A 1,210-nucleotide genomic window follows, 5' to 3' on the forward strand; every position below is an offset into this window, starting at 1 on the left:
AGACATAGGAAACACATGTGCGGGGACATGGGTAACACCTGGCTGGATTCAGAGATCGGTTTTCAGCGCATTCAAATCGATTCGCATGAACCGGTGGTGGCAGAAAAATACATCAAACGCGCCATCATGGGCGGCATCGGGTTTGAAGGCAATGGGCAGCTTGAGCAATGCGCTCGATACGCACAGTTTGTGGCCCTTAAAGCTCACCTCGCCATTGTGTTTGACCACGGCCACGGTGTCCGCGTGCGGGTACTCGATGTCGGGCAGGCGTTGGGGGTAGGGGCGCTCACTCATCCGGTAGCGCGCCGCTGGTGTCAAGAGGCCAAGCGCTTCATGCGGGCGCTCGTGGCTGTAGACGGTGCGCCAGTGCGCAAAGGCGGCCTGCGCTTGGCTCAAATCGGCAAAACTTCGCCCCTCAAGCACCTCGGCTTTGAAGGAGCGGTGAAAGCGCTCGATCTTGCCATTGGTTTGCGGGTGGTACGGCGCGCTGTGGCTGACCCGAATGCCCAGACGAATCAGCCACACGCTGAGCTCGGACAAGCCGTGAGAGGGCAAGCTCGGGCTGCCCCAGGGCGCGCCATTGTCCGCATTGATGCGCACGGGCAGCCCATAGCGCTCGAACACCTGCACCAGATGAGGCTGCACGCTGGTGGTCTTGACGTTGGCGCAAGCCGACAAGGTGAGGTTAAAGCGCGAGTGGTCATCAATCAGCGTGAGCGGATAGCAGCGCGCCGAGGCCATTGCAAAGTCCCCCTTGAAGTCGATTTGCCACAAAGCGTTGGGCACTGCATGCTCAAAGCGCTGCCAGTGCTGGGCGCTCAAGCTGGCCGCAGGCGTGATCAAGTCGTGGCGGTGCAAGATGGCGGTGATGGTGCTCGCTGGCGGCACCGGCCAGTCGCCCAGCGCGTGCAGATCGAGCAGGCGACGGGCGATCTTGCGGCCACCCCAGGCGGGGTGCTGCTGGCGCAGCGCGATGACCGCCTGCTCCACCTGGGGCGCGGTGCGTGTGGGAGTCGTCAAGGGCTTGCGCTAGCGCGGGGCCAATGCGCCAGCACCCTGGCTGGCAAAGCGCTTGAGCAGCGCGTAGCCCGTCTTGGGGCTAATGCCAAAGCGCCTGCACAGCTCGCGCCGGTTGGCACCCTCTTGCAAGGCAAGCGTCACAAACTCTTGTCGGATGTCCATCAGGTCTTTCAGTTGCCAGGGCATGGGG

The 1,210-nt window shown here is 62.6% G+C and carries 1 pseudogene; it reads right to left on the reverse strand.

The features are described from left to right. Positions 1–48 precede the first annotated feature (48 nt). Positions 49–1,206: pseudogene (locus RCH06_RS17850) on the reverse strand (IS481 family transposase). Between the last annotated feature and the right edge of the window lie 4 nt (positions 1,207–1,210).

The organism is Polaromonas sp. CG_9.5, from assembly GCF_035984465.1.
Classification (GTDB): Bacteria; Pseudomonadota; Gammaproteobacteria; order Burkholderiales; family Burkholderiaceae_C; genus Polaromonas.